This is a genomic window from Achromobacter insuavis, from assembly GCF_902859645.1.
Lineage (GTDB): Bacteria > Pseudomonadota > Gammaproteobacteria > Burkholderiales > Burkholderiaceae_B > Achromobacter > Achromobacter insuavis.
In genome coordinates, this window is the sequence record NZ_CADIJR010000019.1 from 1 (window position 1) to 18,342 (window position 18,342).

An 18,342-nucleotide genomic window follows, 5' to 3' on the forward strand; every position below is an offset into this window, starting at 1 on the left:
GGCGTCGCGCGCGCCCGGCGCGGATGCCGAGCCGGCCGGCCCGCGGTCGCGCGGTCCGCCCTGGCGCTGGCTGTCGAAGCGCTGGCGGCTGCCCGGATCGGCGTAGGGCGTGTTGCCGCGACGCTCCGGGTTGTGCTGCCAGGCCACGCGGTTGCCATTGGCATTGCCGGCGTTGATGCGCTGGTTGACGTTGATGTTGTTGTAGCGGTTGACGTTGATGTCGACGTCGTGGCGGCCCCAGTTGAAACCGCCCCACAGGGAATCGACCGCCGCCACCCCCAGGCCGAAGCCGATGCCGGCCACCAGCGAGGTGGCGAACGCCGAGCCGGGCGGTGGCGGGTAGTAGGCGGGCGGATAGGCGGGATAGGGCCAGGTGCCGTAGACCACGGCGGGGTTGTAGCTGGGCACGTAGATCACTTGCGGATCGGCCGGCTCGATCACCACCACGGTCTTGCCGCCCGTATCGGAAGCCGTGACCTTCTGCTGCGGCGTGCTGTTCAGGTTGCCTGCCAGGCGCGCTTGCGCCCGCAGCCGCTGGACCGAGTCCATCACGTCGTCCGGCTGCGCCAGGAAGGCGTCGCCCAGCGACCGGACCCACTCCGGCTGGCGGCCCATCATGTCCATGACGGACGGAAACGCGACCAGGGATTTGACGCTCGGGTCCCAGGGCTCGGCCTGGACCGCCTGCACGGCCGGGTCGCCGGACTGGCTGGCATGCCCGGCGGACCACAGGGCCGCGGCCGCGATGTCATCGGGATAGGTCGCCCCCATCAGGATCTGCGACAGGAGGGCATCGGGATAGAGCGCCACGGGCGCCAGCAGCTGGTCCAGCTGCCCCTTGTCGAGCTTGCTCTGGGCCGTGGCGGGCAGGCACGCGGCCAACCCGAGGCACAGACAGCCGAGGAACCACGCTTGCAGTCGACGCATTTCCCGTTCTCCGTGATCGCAACGCACAAGCCACAAACCTGGAGTGAACCGCCGGATACCGCGCAGACAATATATACCGAAACCGGCGCCCGACAAGCGCCCGTTTCGGCGGTGGCCGCGGGCGCCTACAGCTTGGCGACGGACACCTCGGTGGCCTTGACGAAGGCCAGCACCTCGGTGCCGACCTGCAGGTCCAGTTCCTTGACCGAACGGGTCGTGATGACGGAAGTGACGATGCCGGCAGGCGTGTCCACGTCGACCTCCGAAACCACCGGGCCGAGGATGATTTCCTTGATCTTGCCGCGGAACTGGTTGCGGGCGTTGATGGATTGAATGCTCATGGTGCTGCTCCTGAAAAATGGAAGGATTTCCGTGGGATCCCGCTCGCGCCGGAATGGCGCTTGCCAGGAAAACCGCCCCCGCGGCCGGCGGACTAGGGCCTGTTCACACTACAAGGAGCCTCGCACAGGCCCTAGACCGCGAGACGCAGATGCCGTATCTGTATGACCGGCGCCAGGGGCCTGTCGTCCCCCGCCGCCGGCGCTTCCTGCTTCATCACCACCCGCAGCACCCTGGCTTCCAGCGCCGCGAAGGCGGCCGAGCCGCGCGACCGGGGCCGCGCCAGCTCGACGCGTTCGTCCAGCACCACGCGGCCTTCGTCGATCACCAGGATGCGGTCGGCCAGCGCCACCGCCTCGCCGACGTCGTGCGTCACCAGCACCGCGGTGAAGCCGTCACGGCGCCAGATGTCCTCGATCAGCTGCTGCATGCCGATGCGGGTCAGGGCGTCCAGCGCGCCCAGCGGCTCATCCAGCAGCAGCAGGCCGGGCCGGTGCACCAGCGCCCGGGCCAGCGCCACGCGCTGGCGCTGGCCGCCCGACAACCGCGCCGGCCAGTCGCCGCCGCGGTCGCCCAGGCCGACCTGGCGCAACACCTCGGCCGCCTGGGCCCGCGCCTGGCCGGGCAGGCCCAGCGCCACGTTCTGCAGCACGCTTTTCCACGGCAGCAGGCGCGCGTCCTGGAACATCATCCGTACCCGGCTGTCGGCCGACCACTGCGGAAAGTTGTCGAACAGCACCGGCGAGCGCGCCGGCACGCCGCCCTGCGCCGCGCTGGGCGTTTCCAGGCCGGCCAGCAGGCGCAGCAGCGTGCTCTTGCCGCAGCCGCTCTGCCCCACCACCGCCACGAACTCGCCGGGCGCGATGTCCAGGTCCAGCCCCTTGAGCACCTGGCGCTCGCCATAGCGCTTGGACAGCTGGCGCAAGGTCACGCGCAGCGCGGCCCGCGCCGGCGCGGCATCGGCCGGCTCCGGCTCGCGTTCGCCGCGCCCCGGCACGTCCAGGTGCTGCAGCAGCTCGTACTCGCTGGGGTGGATGAACATGGTCCGGCCTCCGGGCGCCGCGTCCTCAGCGGGACGCCGCCAGCTTCTGCTGGTAATCGGTCTTGACGAAGCCGGCGAACGATTTCTCGGTCACCGCCAGGAACTCGGGCGAGGCGTAGGCCGCGGCGATGTCCTTGACGAAAGGCTTGTCCAGGTCGGCCGTGCGCACCGCCACCAGGTTCTGGTAGGTGGGCGTGGTCTTCTCCAGCGCCAGCGCCTCGGTCAGTTTCAGGCCCGAGGCCAGCGCGAAGTTGCCGTTCACGAACGAGTAGTCGGTGTCTTCCAGCGAACGCGGCAGCTGTGCGGCTTCCAGCGGGATCAGCTTGATTTTCCTGACGTTCACGGCCACGTCCTTCTCCGACACCTGCAGCGGGTCGTAGCCTTCACGCAGCTTGATCCAGCCCAGTTCCTGCAGCACCACCAGCGCGCGCGCCTGGTTGGTCGGATCGTTCGGCACCGCCACGCTCACGCCCTCGGGCGCGGCGTCCACGCTCTTGTACTTGCGGCTGTAGATGGCGATGGGCGCGGTCGGCACCTTGACCAGTTCCGACAGCTCCAGCTTGTTCTTGGCGGCGAAGTTCTTCAGGTACACGATGTGCTGGAACGCGTTGGCGTCCAGCGCGCCCTGGGCCAGCGCGAAGTTCGGCTGCACGTAGTCGTTGAACTCGACGATGCGCACGGTGTAGCCCTGCTTCTCCAGGATCGGCTTGATGCCGAGCTTGATCTGGTCGCTGTAGGGGCCGGCGGTGGCGCCGAAGACGATTTCCTTCTTGGCCGGATCGGCCGCCAGCGCGCCGCCGGACAGCGACAGGACGGTGGCGGCCAGCGCCAGGCTCAGGAGATTGCGTTTGACGGACATGGGGTTCCTCTCGGGATCAGCGTTTGTCGATGCGTCGCGCGACGGTATTGCCGGCGAACTGGATGATCTGCACCAGCACCACGAGCAGCGCCACGGTCAGCACCATCACGTCGGTCTGGAAGCGGTAATAGCCATAGCGGATGGCCAGGTCGCCGATGCCGCCGCCGCCCACCACGCCGGCTACCGCGGAATACGACAGGAAGCTCACCGCCAGCACGGTCAGGGCCAGCACCAGCCCGGAACGCGCTTCCACCAGCAGCACCCGGCGCACGATCTGCAGTTCGGATGCGCCGGCGGCGTGGGCGGCCTCGATGACGCCGCGCGGCACTTCGCGCAGGCATTGCTCGACCAGCCGGGCGAAGTACGGAATCGCCGCGAACGACAGCGGCACCGCCGCCGCCACCGGGCCGATCGAGGTGCCGGCGATCACGCGGGTGAACGGCACCAGCGCCACCAGCAGGATGATGAACGGGAACGAGCGCACGGTATTGACCGTCCAGCTCAACAGCCGGTGCGCCAGCGGGCGGTCGAGCGACTGGCCCGGGCCGGTCAGGAACACCAGCACGCCGAGCGGCCCGCCCAGCAGGATCGACGCGGCCAGCGCGATCGCCAGCATCAGGAAGGTCTGGCCGACCGCCACGCCCAGCTCGGGCAACAATTGCACAAAGGTGTCCAGCATCAGGCGACCTCTTCATAGGGATGGGTGGCTTCGCGGATCAGCTCGCGGCCGAGCGCGGAGGTCAGGTGGACGCCGGCGCCGGAGATCTCGGCCTGCTCCAGCACCTGGCCGTTCTCCATCACCGCCACGTGGCGGCACAGCGCCCGCACCACCGCCAGCTCGTGCGTGACGATGACGATGGTCACGCCCAGGCGCTTGTTGATGTCGCGCAGCACGCTCAACACCGAGCGCGTGGTCTCGGGGTCGAGCGCCGAGGTCGGTTCGTCGCACAGCAGCACCGCCGGCTCGCTGGCCAGGGCGCGCGCGATCGCCACGCGCTGCTTCTGGCCGCCGGACAGCTGCGCCGGATGGCTGGCGGTCTTGTCGGTCAGGCCGACGATCTCCAGGCATTCGCGCACCCGCGCCGCGATCTGCTCGCGGCCGCGGCCGCCATGCACCCGCAGCGGAAAGGCCACGTTCTCGAACACGGTCTCGTTCTGCAGCAGGTTGAACTGCTGGAAGATCATGCCGATGTTCTGGCGCGCGGCGCGCAGCGCCGGCTTGCCGAGCGCGGTCAGTTCGGTGCCGCCGACCCGCACCGTGCCCGCGTCGGGCCGTTCGAGCAGGTTGATCAGGCGCAGCAGGGTCGACTTGCCGGCGCCGCTTTTGCCGATGATGCCGAAGGTGTCGCCGGCGCGGATCGACAGCGACACGTCGCGCACCGCGTCGAAGCGGCCGGCGCGGGTGGCGAACGACTTGCTCACCGCGTCCAGCCGGATCAGCGGCTGCGGCAGCGAGGCCAGTTCGGGAAGGGAGGAAAGATCGGTCATCGGCGAATCAAGGTGAAGGTCATGCGCATCAGGAATACGCGGTGGGTTCGGGAATCTGGTCCAGCAGCGCGTAGCGGCCCAGGTCGCGGATCTTGTAGGCCACGGGGTCGTGCAGGGTGTGCACGCGCGCGTTGCGCCAATAGCGGTCGTAGCCATAGCGCGCCGCGGTGGACGAGGCGCCGGTGACGTCGAACAGGCCGTCGCCCACCTCCAGCGCGGCGCGGTGCGCCAGCACCTTGGCCTGGGCGCCGGCCACCGCCACCTCGCCGCGCTCGTCCGCGGTCAGCGACGGCCCGCGCGCCAGCGCGGCGTCGAGCCTGAGGCCGGCCACGTCGGCCAGCGCCTGCGCCGCCTGCACCCGCAGCCAGAATTCGCCGAAGCGCTCCTGCACATAGGGGTCGTCGGCATGGCGCTGCACGCCGGACGCGAACCAGGGCCGCGCGTCGTCGCGCACGTAGCGGCGCGCTTCGCGGAAGGCGCCGCGGGCGATGCCCAGGTAGAGGTTGGTCATGATCAGCTGGGCCACCTGCGAGCGCAGCGTGGCGCGCGGCGCGGGATCCACGCCCGGCGCCTGCAGCACCTGCACCGGCTCCAGCCGCACGTGGTCGAAGCGCACGGTGCCGCTGTCGGTCTGGCGCTGGCCGAACGCGTCCCAGTCGGGGTTGACGGTGATGCCCTCGGCGCGCGTCGGCAGCGCGGCGATCAGCGCGGTGCCCGAAGCCTTGTGCCAGGCGGAAAAGGTCAGCAGGTCGGAGCCGACCGAGCCGGAGCTGAAGCTCTTGACGCCGTCGATGCGATAACCGTCCAGCTCGGCCCGCGCCACCACCCGCCGGTCGAGCGGATTGAGCGCATTGCCCCAGAACAGGTTGCGCTCGACCGTGGGCCGCAGGAAATAGTCATGCTGCGCGGGCGTGCCATAGAGCAGCACGCCGGCCACCTGCAAGTGATGGAAGCCGAACACGTGCGCCAGCGCGCTGTCGGCCTCGGCCAGCGTGCGCACCGCCGCCAGCACGGTCGACCAGCTGGCGCCGGCGCCGCCGTATTGGGTCGGCACCGACAGGCGCAGCAGGCCGCTGGCGCGGATCCGCTCGCGCTCGGCGGCGGCGTGGCCGCCCTGGCGGTCGCGCTCGACGGCGGTGGCGGCCAGTTGATCGGCCAGGGCCTGGACGGCGCGCGGGATGTCGTCGGCCGCGCGCGCCGGCGCGGCGCCGGCGGCAGGCGCGTGTGCGGTATCGGGGTCGGTCTGGATCTTGGCCATGGAGTCTCGTCGTGGAAAAGGCGGGTCAGGCCGGCCGGTAGGCCGGGTTCCAGCGCAGCAGGCGGCGCTCCAGCAGCCGCGCCAGGGTGTCGGCCGCCTTGCCCAGCAGCGCGTAGAGCAGGATGCCCAGCAGCACCACGTCGGTCTGCAGGAACTCGCGCGCGTTCATCGTCATGTAGCCGATGCCCGATTGCGCCGAGATCGTCTCGGTCACGATCAGGATCACCCACACCAGCCCCAGCGCGAAGCGCAGGCCGACCAGGATTGAGGGCAGCGCGCCCGGCAGGATCACGTCGCGATACAAACGCCAGCCCGTCAGGCCGTAGGAGCGCCCCATTTCGATCAGCGCCGGATCGACCGAACGGATGCCGTGGAAGGTATTCAGGTAGACCGGAAAGAACACGCCCAGCGACAACAGCGCCAGCTTGGCGGTCTCTTCGATGCCGAACCACAGGATGATCAGCGGAATCAGCGCCAGCACCGGAATGTTGCGGATCATCTGCAAGGTGGTGTCCAGCAAGGTCTCGGCGGTGCGCGAGGAACCGTTCAGCAAGCCCAGCGCCAGGCCCAGCCCGCCGCCCAGCAGCAGGCCCCACAGCGCCCGCAGCGCGCTAATGCGCACGTGCTGCCAGAGCTCGCCCGACGCCGCCAGCGACCACGCCGCCGCCGCCACCGCCGACGGCGCCGGCAGGATGCGCGACGACAGCCAGCCGGCCTGCGCCGACAGCTGCCACAGGCCCAGGATCAGGGCGGGGACCAGCCAGGGCGCCAGCGCCGCGCGCCAGCCGCCGGGCTTGCGGGCGTCGGCCATCAGCTGGCCGCTTCCTTGGGCACCAGCTCGGTGGCCATGACTTCGCCGAACGGCCCGGTGAGCACCGTGTTGCCGACCTGCTTGCCGCCCTTGCCGGGCAGCAGCGGGAACACCAGCTCGGCAAAGCGGTACGACTCTTCCAGGTGCGGATAGCCGGAGAAGATGAAGGTCTCGATGCCCAGGTCGGCGTATTCCTGGATGCGCGCGGCCACGGTCTCGGGGTCGCCCACCAGGGCGGTGCCCGCGCCGCCGCGCACCAGGCCGACGCCGGCCCACAGATTGGGCGAGATCTCCAGGTGCTTGCGGCCGCCGTGCTCGTCGTTGAGCTTGCCGCCGTGCAGCGCCGCCATGCGGCGCTGGCCTTCGGAATCCATCTTCGAGAACGCCGTCTGCGCGGCGCGCACGGCGTCCTCGCTCAGGTGGCTGATGAGGGCGTCGGCGGCGGCCCAGGCGGCCGCTTCGGTCTCGCGCACGATCACGTGCAGGCGGATGCCGAAGCGCACCGTGCGGCCGTGCCGCGCGGCGCGCGCCTTGATGTCGGCGATCTTCTTCGCCACGGCCTCGGGCGGCTCGCCCCAGGTCAGGTACACATCGAGCTGTTCGGCGGCCAGTTCGTGCGCGGCCTCCGACGAACCGCCGAAGTACAGCGGCGGATAGGGCTTCTGCACCGGCGGGTAGATCACCTTGCCGCCCTTGGACACCAGTTGCTCGCCCTCGAAGCTGTAGCCTTCGGCCTCGTGGCTGTTCTCCAGGATGCCGCGCCAGATGCGCAGGTAGTCGGCGGTGATGGCGTAGCGCTCGTCATGGCTGACGAAGACGCCGTCGCCCTCCAGCTCGCCGGGGTCGCCGCCGGTCACCACATTGACCAGCAGCCGCCCTTCGGACAGGCGGTCGAAGGTGGCGGCCATGCGCGCCGAGAACTGCGGCGAGCTGACGCCGGGGCGGATCGCCACCAGGAACTTCAAGCGGCGCGTGGCGCCGATCAGGCTGGACGCCACCACCCACGCATCCTCGCAGGAGCGTCCGGTGGGCAGCAGCACGCCGTCGTAGCCCAGCGTGTCGGCGGCCACCGCCACCTGGCGGAAATAGTCGTAGCCGGCCGCGCGCGCGCCGCGGCTGGTGCCGAGATAGCGCGAATCGCCGTGGGTGGGAATGAACCAGAAGACGTCCATGGAATGCCTGCCCTTGTCTATTTCAGGCCCGACGGCGCGGCGTCGAACACGTTGAGGGGTTTGGGGATCAGCTTGAGCGCGTGGAACGCATCGGCCACCTGCTGCTGTTCCTGCAGCACTTCCCGCGTGATCGGCTGCACGCCGTAGGCCAGCCGCTCGGCGGCCAGTTCGACCACCGCCTTGTCCAGCCCCAGCACCGGCTGCAGCAGCGCCACGGCCTCGGCGCGATGGTCGCGGGCCCACAGGTCGCCCTTGCGGATTTCCTCCAGCACGATCTGGATCACGTCGGGATGCGCTTTTTCGTAGGGACGCGCCGCCAGGAAGAACTGGTAGTTCTTGACCACGCCGGCGCCGTCGGCCAGCACCCGCGCGCCCAACTGCTTCTCGGCCGCGGCCTGGAACGGGTCCCAGATCACCCAGGCGTCGACCGACCCGCGCTCGAAGGCGGCGCGGGCGTCGGCCGGCGTCAGGTAGGCCACGTTCACGTCGGCATAGGGCACGCCGGCGCGCTCCAGCTGCTTGACCAGCAGGTAGTGCACGTTGGAGCCCTTGTTCAGCGCGACCTTCTTGCCCTTCAGGTCGGCCACGCTCTTGATCGGCGAGTCCTTGGGCACCAGGATGGCCTCGCTGGTCGGCGACGGCGGCTCGTTGCCCACGTACACCAGCGCCGCGCCGGCGGCCTGCGCGAACACCGGCGGCGCCTCGCCCACCGTGCCGAAGTCGATCGAGCCGACGTTCAGTCCTTCCAGCAGCTGCGGGCCGGCGGGAAACTCCGTCCACTTCACCGTGATGCCCTGCGCCGCCAGGCGCTTGTCCAGGTCGCCCAGGGCGCGCACGATGGTCAGCGTGCCGTACTTCTGGAAGCCGATGCGCAGCGTCTTGGCCTCCTGCGCCTGCGCTTGCGCGGCGGGCCACAACAGCGCGGCGCACAGCAGCGCCGCCAGCCAGCGGAAGACGGAAAGACGCGATATCCAGATGATGCTGCGCATGCAAGCCCCTTGGTTGGTTCAGACGCTGAAGCCGCCCGCGAGCGCGAGCCGGCCAAGATCGAATGCTTCGTTGACGACCACGCCGCGCGGCCGCACCTGCTCGGCCAGGCGTTCCACCGAATCCTCCAGCCGCGTCCGCACCTCGTCGTCGATCACGCTGGCGCCGTCGTCATCGATGCGCACCTGCTTGTCGGTGGCGTAGACGCCGGCCAGGATGTGGCGCGCGCCCAGCGCCGACAGCACCGGCTTGAGGCCATACTCCAGCGCCAGCAGATGGGCCGGGCTTCCGCCCGTCGCGATCGGCAGCACCACCTTGCCCGCCAGCGCCTTCTCGTCCAGCAGGTCCAGCACCGCCTTCAGCCCGCCCGAGAACGAGGCCTTGTAGACCGGCGTCGAAATCAGCACCGCGTCGGCCGCGGCCACGCGGGCTCGCAGCGCATGCGCGGCCGGGCCGGCGTAGTGGCCCTCGACCAGGTCTTCGGCCGGCAGGTCGCGCAGCCCCAATTCGCTGATGGCCAGCCCGCGCGTGCGCAGCAGCTGCGCCGCATGGCGCAGCAGGGCGGAGGAACGGGAACGCTGCGACGGGCTGCCCGCCAGGGTGAGGATGCTCATGTGGGTTGGCCGGTGTTGCGTTGAAGAATCGTGCGCGGCGCCAGGCCGGCTCAGAAGGCGGGAATCAGCGAACCCTTGAATTCGCTGTCGATGAAGGTGCGTACTTCGGGCGACTGGTAGGCGGCCACCAGTTTCTTGACCCAGGGCTGGTCGCGGTCCTTGGTGCGCACCGCGATGATGTTGGCGTAGGGACCATTGGCGGCTTCGCGGCCGATGGCGTCGCGCGCCGGTTCCAGGCCGGCCTGGGTGGCGTAGTCGTTGTTGATCGAGGCGGCGGTCAGGTCGTCGAGCGAACGCGGCAACTGCGCGGCATCCAGCGGCACCAGCTTGAGCTTGCGCGGGTTGGACACCACGTCCGAGGGCGTGGCGTTGTTCTTTTCCTCGGCCTCGGGCTTGAGGGTGATGAGCTTGTAGGCGGCCAGCAGGCGCAGCGCGCGGTTGCCATTGGACGGATCGTTCTGGATGCCGACCGAGGCGCCTTCGGGCAGGTCGTTGAGCGATTTGATCTTGCGCGAATAGAAGCCCAGCGGCGCGGTCACGGTCAGGCCGACCGGCACGATGTCGAAGCCGCGCGCCTTGATCTGGTTGTCGAGGAAGGGCTTGTGCTGGAAGGCGTTGGCGTCGAGGTCGCCGGCGTTCAGGGCGGCATTGGGAAGCTGGTAGTCGTTGAACTTGACCAGCTTGATCTCGAGGCCGTCACGGGCGGCGACCTTCTTGACGACGTCGAAGATCTTCTCGGTGGAGCCGACGGAGATGCCGACGGTGATGGTCTTTTTTTCCTGCGTGTCGGCGTGGGCCGTGCTGGTCAGGGCCAGGGCGAGGGTGGTCGCGGTGAGCAGGTGGCGAGTGAAGGACATCTTGTTTTTCCGACGAGATTCGAATGAGTTGACTGGATTCTGTCATTGCGAAATCTTTGGGAAAAATACTTAGTGGGTATGAGGATATGTGGTGTGGGTTGGTTTTTTTTGGGGTTTGGGGGTTTTGGAAATATGAGGTTATTTCGGGGAGTTTGGGTGGGTGGGGGAGCGGGCAGGGTTTGGGTTCTTAAGGCGCGCGTGGTGGGGTCGGTGGGGGATGGCGGGGCTACGATTGCGGTCCGGAGCGTTCGCTCCGGACTTCCCCTTCGTCAACCTCGTCCGCCTTCGGCTCCCTACGGTTTCCCTCGGGCGCATCTACACGCCCCGCCATCCCCCACCGACCCCGCCACGCGCTCGCGATGAGACTTAGCTACGGGCTTTGGGGCGGGTGGTTTGCTTGGCATGCTGATGCAACGTCAAGGTTGGGGGGAGAGATTTACGGGGCCCGTCCTAAAAGGCCGCCCGGGCGGCCTTTTAGGACTTACGCGGTGTCTTGCGTCTGGCCGATGGCGCTCTCGCGTGTGGGTGGGGGTGTTGGTGTTTTTATGGGGGGCTGGCGTGGATTGGAAGATCTTGCGGTGGTCGCCCTTCCTCGGCCGCGCGGGCGGCCATCGGAGGGCATCCGCGGGGTCTTGCGGTTGAGGATGCCGCTGCGCGCTTGCGAGGAGTGGTGGGGCGGGGCCCGCCTCAAACCGGCCGCGCGGGCGGCCTTTTGAGGCTTACATGACGTCTTGCGATCCGTAATGCCGCTATCGCGTGTGGCGGCGACGAGATCATTGTCTTTGCAAGGCTTGCCGGCACCGCGAGTCGTTTGTCATTGAAGATATGCCAGCACCGCAGCGCATTGCCCCAAGACATACCCGCGCCAAAGCCCTTTGCCATTGAACACCTGCCCGCACCAAGACTGTTTGTGGTCGGCGCGCGAAGCTCGTCACGCGCAACACGGCGCACATCGCGCCGACCACCACCGCCCCTCCCCCTGACGTGCGGAATCAATAGAAAACCGCTCGCCACCCGCGCACAGCGCACCCGCCCCACCTTCAAATGCACAAACGCCCAGCGTGGCCGCCCGCGCGGCCGCGATGGGCAGCCCTGCAGGTTTCATGCCCTGCACACAGCTCTAGCACCGCGACAAGCCTCGAAATCTGTAGCCCCTCGGTCGGGCGGACCCGATGGCGGGCAACCTCGATGCGCCCGAGGGAATCCGAAGGAGTCGCCGAAGGCGAGGACGAGGATGACGAAGGGGCAGTCCGGAGCGAACGCTCCGGACCGCAATCGTGGGCGCCCGCCATCGGGTCCGCCCGACCGAGGGGCGACCTACGAAGCAACATCCGCCACGCAAAAACAAGCTAAGCAATCACCCGCCGATACTCCCCAGCCACATGCTCCCCCGGCAACAACGCCCTCCCCGCCCCAAACAACTTCTCCCGCAACGTCCCCTCCGCATAAGCCGTCTTGTACACCCCCCGTTCCTGCAACTCCGGCACCACCAGATCCACGAAATCCGCATAGCACTCCGGCGTCACCGTCCTCGCCAGGTTGAAGCCGTCGATGTCCGTTTCTTCCACCCACGACGCCAGTTCATCGGCCACCTGCGACGCGCTGCCCACCAGCGCCGGGTAGCGGCCGCCCAGCGCCATGTCCGCCAGCAGATCGCGTACCGTGCGGTCCGTGCGGGCCACCGTCAGGTTCTTCACCGCCGACTCGATCGCGTTGTTCTTCACGTAGCGGATCGGCTCGTCCGCCGCATAGCGCGAAAAATCGATGCCGGTCGAACTGGCGTAATGGGCCAGGCCCGCCTCCGGGTTGGCGTAGCGCAGGTACTCCGCGTGCTTCTCGCGCGCCTCGGCCTCGGTGCGGCCCACCACCGCCGTCACGCCCATGAAGAACTTGATATCGCGCGGATCGCGGCCCTCGCGGGCCACCGACTCGCGCACGCCCGCCACCAGCTTGCGCAGGCCTTCCTTGGTCTGGCTCGACACGAACACGCATTCCGCGTGGCGCGCCGCGAAGGCCTGGCCGCGGCCCGACGAGCCCGCCTGGTACAGCACCGGCGTGCGCTGGCGCGACGGTTCCGACAGGTGATAGCCCTGCACCTTGTAATACTTGCCCTCGTGATCGATGCGCCGCACCGCCGCCGGATCGGCATAGACGCGCGCGCGCCGGTCGGCGCGCACCGCGCCGTCGTCCCAGCTGCCTTCCCACAGCTTGTAGGCCACCTCCAGGAACTCGTCGGCGCGGTCGTAGCGCTCGTCGTGCGCGATCTGTTCCGACAGGCCCATGGCGCGCGCCGCGCTCTCCAGGTAGCCGGTGACGATGTTCCAGCCGATGCGGCCATCGGTCAGGTGGTCCAGCGTCGAAAAGCGGCGCGCCAGCAGGTACGGCGCCTCGTAGGTCAGGTTCACCGTCACGCCGAAACCCAGGTGGCGGGTGGCGGCGGCCATGGCGGAGACCGTCAGCAGCGGGTCGTTGACCGGCAGTTGGATCGACTCGCGCAGCGTCAGGTCGGCCGAGTCCTGGTACACGTCGTAGACGCCGACGATGTCGGCCAGGAACAGCCCGTCGAACAGGCCGCGCTCCAGCAGGCGCGCCAGGTCGGTCCAGTAGTCCAGCGTCTTGTACCGCGTCGACGTATCGCGCGGATGCGTCCACAGGCCGTGGTTGATGTGGCCGACGCAGTTCATGTTGAACGCGTTCAGGAGGATCTGCTTCTTCGCCATGGCGTGCGGTTCCGAGGGAATCAAGTGGTGCCGACGCGGCCGGGCGCGGCGTCGTTCAGGTAGTAGTTGCCGACCGCGTGGCGCTTCCAGCGCACCGGATCGTGCAGCGTGTGGGTGCGGGCGTTGCGCCAGTGGCGGTCCAGGTTCAATTGATCGAGCGTGGCCTGGGTGCCGGCCAGTTCGAACAGCTTGGTGCCGGCGGCCAGGGCCGACTCCGTCGTCAGGGCGCGGGCCTCGGCCACCGCGATGGCGGCGGCCGCCACCAGCTGCGGTTGCGGGTCGGCGGTGGCGATGTCGAGGATGCGGCCGGCGCGGGCCACCAGCGCGCGGGCCGCGTCCAGGCGGATCGACAGGCGGCCGAACTCGCTGACGGTCAACGGATCGTCGGCGGCGCGCTCGACGCCGGCGTCGATCCACGGCCGCGAGCGGTTGCGCACGAAATCCAGCGCATCCGCCAGGGCGGCCTGGCCGATGCCCAGGTCGATCGCGGCGTGGATGATCTGCGCCAGCGGCTTGATGGTGTTGGGCGGCGCGGCCGGATCGATCAGCACCATCACGTCCGCGGCGGGCACGGCCACGTCCTTGAACAGCACGGTGCCGCTGCCCGTCACGCGCTGGCCGAAACCGGACCAGTCGTCGATCACTTCCACGCCGGGGCTGTCGCGGCGCACGAAGGCCAGCCGCTGCAGGCCGTCCTCGCCCACCGTCGCGGTGGGGATCCATTGCGCGTAGAGCGCGCCGGTGCAATAGAACTTGCTGCCGTTGATGCGCCAGCCGCCCTGGCCATCGTCCGACAGGCGGGTGCGGCGCTCGGCCGCGGTGCGCGTGCCGATCTCGGCCAGCGCGTTGCCGAAGCGTTCGCCGGCCAGGGCGCGGGCGTAGAAGCGGCGCTGCTGGTCGGCGTTGCCGTTGACCCGCAACACCTCCAGCGCGTAGTAGTGGTTCTGCGGGATCTGGCCGAGCGAGCCGTCGGCGCCGGAGATGATCGCCGTGACCTGGGCCAGCGTCACCCGCGACACGCCGGCGCCGCCGTGTTCGCGCGGCACGGTGATGCCCCACAGCCCGGACTGCGAATAGCGCTCCAGCTCCGGCAACGGCAGGCGCCGTTCGCGGTCGCGCACGGCGGCGTCGCGAGCGAAGTCGGCGGCCAGTTCGCGCGCGACGTCGAGCGCCTCGGCGTCGCTGCCGATGATCGCGGCGCGCTGCGGCGCCAGGGTCGAGATGGCGATGTCGGTCATGGCCTCAGATCCAGGAATGGCGGTTGGGGCGGCGCCCGTTCAACAGGTAATTGCCGACCGCGTGGTACTTCCAGCGCACCGGGTCGTGCAGCGTGTGGGTGCGGGCGTTGCGCCAATGGCGGTCCAGGTTGAATTCCGCCAGCGAGGCGCGGGCGCCCGACAGTTCGAACAGCGTTTCGCTGGCCGCCAGGGCGATCTCGGTGGTCAGCGCCTTGGCCCGCGCCACCGCGATCGAGGCGGCGGCCACGTCATCGGTATCCAGCGCGCGCGGCGTGGCCTCGTCCAGGTGCGCCGCGGCCTCGGTCAGCACCGCCTGCGCCGCGTGCAGGTCGATGAACAGCCGGCCCACGTCGCCGATCACGTAGGGGTCCTGGGTGGCGCGCTCGACCCCGGCCTCGGCCCACGGCCGGGCGCGTTCGCGCAGGAATTTCACGGTGTCGTTCAGGGCCGCCTCGGCGATGCCGGCGTCGATGGCGGCCTGCATCAGCTGCGCGAACGGGCCTTGCAGCGCTGGCGTCTCCAGCAGCGTCCAGGCCGGCAGCACGGTATCCGCCTCGACCCGCACGTTGTCCAGCAGCACCGTGCCGCTGGCGGTCGTGCGCTGGCCGAAGCTGGACCAGTCATCCACCACCGTCAGGCCGGGCGCGCCGCGCTCGAGCAGCACCGTCACCAGCCGGCCCTCGGTATCCAGCGCCTTGGTCGGAATCCAGTGCGCGTACAGCGCGCCGGTCGAATAGAACTTGCGGCCCGACAGCCGGTAGCCGTCGCCATCCGCCACCAGCCGCGCCTGCACGTCGCGCGCATGGCGCGTGTGGCGTTCGGGGCCGGCGTTGCCCAGCCGCCGGCCGGCCAGCACGCCCTCGTAGTAGCGCCGCTTCTGCTGCGGCGTGCCGACCTGCCGCAGCAGGTTGAGCGCGCCGAAGTGGTTCTGCGGAATCTGGCCCAGCGACGGGTCGGCCGCGCTGATGATGCGGAACACGTCGGCCAGCGTCACGTGCGAGACCTGCGCGCCGCCATACTCGCGCGGCACGGTGATGCCGCCCAGGCCGCTGGCCGAATAGCGTTCGATCTCGCGCCACGGCAGGCTGCGCGCCTGGTCGCGCTGCGCCGCGCCCTGGGCGAAGTCCGCCGCCAGCGCGTGCGCGGCGTCGATGGCCTCGCCGTCGCCGCGGATGCGGGCGGCGGGCACCACGCGCGGGGCCGCGTCGTCATCGATCGGGAGAGAGGAACTCGCGGCTTGGGGCATGGGACGATGCGGACGGAAGGGAAAGATACAGCCTATCGGCCCGCCGCGGCGCGCGGAAGGACGGATTTCTCATGCGGATATTTGGAATCGGTATATGCGCCGGAGCGCGCCCATGCCCTCCATTAGCGGCCCGCGCCCGGGCATATCCAAATCACGAAAGAGTGTTTGCGGCGCGCTTCGGCGCTTGCTTAGAGTCGAGCTTTTCCGTTGACCGCCTGGCGTTGCCCTCATGCCCGAACTGGATCTGCCCATTGCCCTGGACTACGACGGCACGCTGGAAGCGCGCCTGTTCGACGACATCCGCCTGACGGTCGCGCCGAACATTCCGGCCGCGCGCATCGAGCCGCCGCGCGACCTGGCCGGCGCCGCAGAGCGCCAGGCCGCCGGCGAGTACGCCATCTGGAACACGGTGCACGACCTGTTCATCACCCAGGTGGCGGCGCACGCCATCGCCGGCCTGTTCCGCGATGACACCGATTTCCAGTTCGCGCTGGCGCGCCAGCTGGGCGACGACGCCGCCCATGCCGAGTTTTCGCTGGCGCGGGCCACCCTGCTGCTGGATCGCGACGCCAGATCGGAGGTCGAACAGGGCGTGCGCGATGCCTGGGACCTGGTCGGCGGCTTCGCGCTGCGCAACTGGCAGAACTTCCTGGCCTGGCAGTTCCACTACGAGCACTACATCCTGGCGCGCCTGTTCGTGAACCGTCGCACCGCGCGGGTGCTGGACTTCGGCCATCGCGAATTCGGCGAGAACCGCATCCTGCCCGACGAGGAGGCGCATCGCATCCGCATCACGCAGTGGTGGCTGCGCAAGCTGGCCGGCGCCAGCGAGACCGAACGCCACGAGTGGACCGAAGGCCTGATCCAGGCCGACGAGGACGTGCAGCGCCTCCTCGGCCCCTACCTGCGCGACTCCTGGCAGCTGAACCTGCGCGCCACCGGCCTGGACACCCGCGGCCACGTCGCGCTGTACGACGCCTGGCGGCGCGAACTGCTCGCCACCCTCCTGCGCGTGGCGCCCGACGACCTGCCCGCCCTGACCAGCCTGGCCGCCTGACGCGGCCGCACTCCCCCTCACGACCGAAGGAACCCGCATGACCCAGCCCTTGCCCCCGGCGCCCGCCACCGACGCGCCGCAGGATGACGTCAACCCCCTGCGCCGCTGGCTGATGAGCGCCGGCGCGCTGATGGGCGCCGGCGCCCTCTTCCCCAATGTGATCTTCGCGCCCGCCTATGCCGACACGCAGAGCCTGCCCAACACCGTGCAGGGCGCGGTCAAGGGCGGCGTGCTGAACGCGGTGGTGCATCCCGAGCCGCCCACGCTGGCCTTCTACCTGAACTCGTCCACCCCCACCGGCGCCGTGGCCAGCAAGATCTTCGACGGCCTGGTGGAATACGGCCCCGACCTGAAGCCGCGGCCGCTGCTGGCGGAAAGCTGGAGCGTCGCCGACGACGGCAAGACCATCACCTTCAAGCTGCGCCAGGGCGTGCAATGGCACGACGGCAAGCCGTTCACCGCCGCCGACGTCAAGTGGTCGGCCGAGGAAGTCTGGCTCAAGCATGCGCCCAGCGCGCGCCGCGTGTTCCAGTACCTGCAGCGGGTCGAGACGCCCGACGACCACACGGTGGTGCTGCACCTGTCGCAGCCCACGCCGGTGGCGCTCAACGCCATCGACTCGCTGGGCGCGCCGATCCTGCCGCGCCACCTGTTCGAAGGCACCGACATCCAGAACAACCCGTACAACAACAAGCCGGTGGGCACCGGGCCGTTCGTCTTCAAGGAATGGAACCGCGGCAACTACATCGTGCTCGAGCGCAACGAGCACTACTGGCAGCCCGAGCGCCCGTTCCTGGACCGCATCGTCTGGAAGATCGTGCCCGACGTCTCGGGCCGCGCCACCGCGCTGGAGACGGGCGCGGTCTCGTACGGCGAGCGCAATCCAGTGGCGTTCACCGACGCCACCCGCCTGTCCAGGCTGCCCAAGCTGGCGGTGGACACGGCCGGCTACAACGGCTTTGCCGCCTGGCTGTGGCTGGAAGCCAACCTGCGCGATCCGATCCTGTCCAACCTCAAGGTGCGCCAGGCCATCGCCCACGCCGTCGACAAGCGGGCGCTGGTGAAGACGGTGTGGAACGGCTACGCCGAGCCCTTCGTCAGCCCGGTGCCGTCGCTGGTCAAGCCCTATCACAACCCCAACGTGCAGCAGTATCCCTACGACCCGGCGCTGGCCGAGAAGCTGCTGGACGAGGCCGGCTACCCGCGCGGCGCCGGCGGCTGGCGCTTCGCGCTGACGCACGACTACATCCCGTTCGGCGATGATTACCGCCGCACCGGCGAGTTCGTGCGGCAGGCGCTGCGCAAGATCGGCATCGACGTGACGCTGCGCGGCCTGGACCTGGCCACCTGGACCCGCAACGTCTTCACCGACTACAACTTCCAGCTCATCAGCTCGTGGGGCACGGTGCTGATCGACCCGCAGCTGGGCGTGGAGACGCGCTACTGGAGCAAGGCGGAAGCGCGCGGCACGCCCTGGTACAACGTGTCCGGCTACAACAACCCCGAGATGGACCGCGTCATCGAGGCGGCCCAGGTCGAGACCGATCCGCAAAAGCGCATCGAGCAATACAACGAACTGCAGCGCCTGGCGCAGCGCGACCTGCCGCTGATCGGCCTGTTCGAGTTCCGCTGGTTCGGCGTGTGGGACAAGCAGTTGCGCAACGTGACCGACGCCTCGTCGCACTCGCGCAACAACTTCGCCCACGTCTGGCTCGGCAAGGCCTGAG

Annotated in this window: 17 protein-coding genes; 2 read left to right on the forward strand and 15 right to left on the reverse strand. The window is 69.4% G+C overall.

The window, feature by feature from the left end; genetic code table 11:
- From H0523_RS12420 to H0523_RS12490, 15 genes are all read right to left on the reverse strand, one after another.
- Positions 1–927 (reverse strand): DUF3300 domain-containing protein (locus H0523_RS12420; RefSeq protein WP_180180068.1); only part of this gene is annotated, 927 nt, incomplete at its 3' end.
- Between the two features lie 125 nt (positions 928–1,052).
- Positions 1,053–1,268, reverse strand: a complete 216-nt coding sequence (locus tag H0523_RS12425; protein WP_006227327.1) for a TOBE domain-containing protein — start codon at positions 1,266–1,268, stop codon at positions 1,053–1,055.
- A gap of 131 nt (positions 1,269–1,399) precedes the next feature.
- A complete protein-coding gene (locus H0523_RS12430; protein ID WP_054434998.1) occupies positions 1,400–2,308 on the reverse strand; it encodes an ATP-binding cassette domain-containing protein in 909 nt (302 codons plus the stop codon).
- Positions 2,309–2,333: 25 nt separating this feature from the next.
- A complete protein-coding gene (locus tag H0523_RS12435; RefSeq protein WP_054434996.1) occupies positions 2,334–3,167 on the reverse strand; it encodes a MetQ/NlpA family ABC transporter substrate-binding protein in 834 nt (277 codons plus the stop codon).
- 16 nt (positions 3,168–3,183) lie between these two features.
- The gene (locus tag H0523_RS12440; RefSeq protein WP_054434994.1) at positions 3,184–3,846 is read right to left on the reverse strand and encodes a methionine ABC transporter permease; all 663 of its coding nucleotides are present in this window, start codon (positions 3,844–3,846) and stop codon (positions 3,184–3,186) included.
- Entirely contained in the window at positions 3,846–4,655 is an 810-nt protein-coding gene (locus tag H0523_RS12445; protein ID WP_054434991.1) for a methionine ABC transporter ATP-binding protein, read from the reverse strand. Before H0523_RS12445 ends, H0523_RS12440 begins: the two co-directional genes overlap by 1 nt.
- 28 nt (positions 4,656–4,683) lie before the next feature.
- The gene (locus H0523_RS12450; RefSeq protein WP_054434989.1) at positions 4,684–5,913 is read right to left on the reverse strand and encodes an acyl-CoA dehydrogenase family protein; all 1,230 of its coding nucleotides are present in this window, start codon (positions 5,911–5,913) and stop codon (positions 4,684–4,686) included.
- Positions 5,914–5,938: 25 nt separating this feature from the next.
- Positions 5,939–6,724 (reverse strand): aliphatic sulfonate ABC transporter permease SsuC, encoded by a 786-nt coding sequence (ssuC, locus tag H0523_RS12455; protein WP_054434987.1) that lies wholly within the window; start codon positions 6,722–6,724, stop codon positions 5,939–5,941.
- Positions 6,724–7,896: an FMNH2-dependent alkanesulfonate monooxygenase gene (ssuD, locus tag H0523_RS12460; protein WP_054434985.1), complete on the reverse strand. Its 1,173-nt coding sequence runs from the start codon at positions 7,894–7,896 to the stop codon at positions 6,724–6,726. Before ssuD ends, ssuC begins: the two co-directional genes overlap by 1 nt.
- Before the next feature lie 17 nt (positions 7,897–7,913).
- Positions 7,914–8,885: a sulfonate ABC transporter substrate-binding protein gene (locus H0523_RS12465; protein WP_054434983.1), complete on the reverse strand. Its 972-nt coding sequence runs from the start codon at positions 8,883–8,885 to the stop codon at positions 7,914–7,916.
- Positions 8,886–8,903: 18 nt separating this feature from the next.
- Positions 8,904–9,497: an NADPH-dependent FMN reductase gene (ssuE, locus tag H0523_RS12470; RefSeq protein WP_054434981.1), complete on the reverse strand. Its 594-nt coding sequence runs from the start codon at positions 9,495–9,497 to the stop codon at positions 8,904–8,906.
- 50 nt (positions 9,498–9,547) lie between these two features.
- Positions 9,548–10,354, reverse strand: coding sequence for a MetQ/NlpA family ABC transporter substrate-binding protein (locus tag H0523_RS12475; RefSeq protein ID WP_054434979.1), 807 nt, complete (start codon positions 10,352–10,354; stop codon positions 9,548–9,550).
- Positions 10,355–11,703: 1,349 nt separating this feature from the next.
- The gene (locus H0523_RS12480; RefSeq protein WP_054460575.1) at positions 11,704–13,074 is read right to left on the reverse strand and encodes an LLM class flavin-dependent oxidoreductase; all 1,371 of its coding nucleotides are present in this window, start codon (positions 13,072–13,074) and stop codon (positions 11,704–11,706) included.
- Between the two features lie 20 nt (positions 13,075–13,094).
- Entirely contained in the window at positions 13,095–14,312 is a 1,218-nt protein-coding gene (locus H0523_RS12485) for an SfnB family sulfur acquisition oxidoreductase (RefSeq protein WP_082385647.1), read from the reverse strand.
- 4 nt (positions 14,313–14,316) lie between these two features.
- Complete coding sequence (locus H0523_RS12490; RefSeq protein WP_054433975.1) at positions 14,317–15,558, reverse strand: SfnB family sulfur acquisition oxidoreductase; 1,242 nt, start codon at positions 15,556–15,558, stop codon at positions 14,317–14,319.
- A gap of 229 nt (positions 15,559–15,787) precedes the next feature.
- On the opposite strand from H0523_RS12490, the gene H0523_RS12495 reads away from it, so the two are divergent.
- On the forward strand, positions 15,788–16,615 hold the full coding sequence (locus H0523_RS12495; protein WP_054433976.1) for a hypothetical protein: 828 nt from the start codon (positions 15,788–15,790) through the stop codon (positions 16,613–16,615).
- 37 nt (positions 16,616–16,652) lie between these two features.
- Positions 16,653–18,341 carry an ABC transporter substrate-binding protein gene (locus tag H0523_RS12500; protein ID WP_054433977.1) on the forward strand — a complete coding sequence of 563 codons (1,689 nt, stop codon included), beginning with the start codon at positions 16,653–16,655 and terminating at the stop codon, positions 18,339–18,341.
- Position 18,342: the final 1 nt, after the last annotated feature.